The organism is Paenibacillus sp. 01T422 (genome assembly GCF_056398785.1).
Window position 1 is genome coordinate 1 of sequence record NZ_JBFTQB010001555.1, and the last position, 572, is coordinate 572.

The 572-nt window shown below is 45.5% G+C and carries 1 protein-coding gene; it reads right to left on the bottom strand.

Going from position 1 to position 572, the window contains the following annotated elements:
• Positions 1-149: 149 nt before the first annotated feature.
• Entirely contained in the window at positions 150-494 is a 345-nt protein-coding gene (locus AC1DUA_RS40145; RefSeq protein WP_477504950.1) for a hypothetical protein, read from the bottom strand.
• Between the last annotated feature and the right edge of the window lie 78 nt (positions 495-572).

Consider the following 572-nt stretch of genomic DNA (forward strand, 5'->3'; position numbering starts at 1 on the left):
ATCTTGATGTCTACGGTCATTCACTTGCTGCTGCTGTTGCTGTCTATTGTGGCTGTTTACTGCATTGGTTCGAAAGTCTTTGTCTACATTTTGCAAGTTTTTATCCGGCGCTTTTTGCTTTGTCATGTGAGTGAATTCCCCTCCGCCTTTTAAACGTGTGTGACTCTGTKGAGCGTTTGTGCGCATTCATGAATGTGACGAACATAGTCATCCACCAGATTTTGCACAACATCGCCTGTTTCATCAATGTGCATGGTCCCCTGTTGGACATCCATCAGCTCTACTTTAACCTCTCTGGCATCCACGTAGTTGACTTTAAAATCGAAATTGTAGCCCGTATGTCCACCCGCCTCAATATGAACCCTAACGGTCTGAGGATCAGCCTCATCGGCCCATACACGCGCCTGATCTGTAGGCTGCAGTGTAGTAGGGAGAACATTACTCCACTCTTGTACCAAATCCGTTTGATCAATTGACAGCTTATCATTGCTCATAGGTAACACCTCCACATGTTTAAAATGCGGAAGGCGCCCGGCTTTTATCCATGTAAAAAAACAACAACTCCCCTAAGC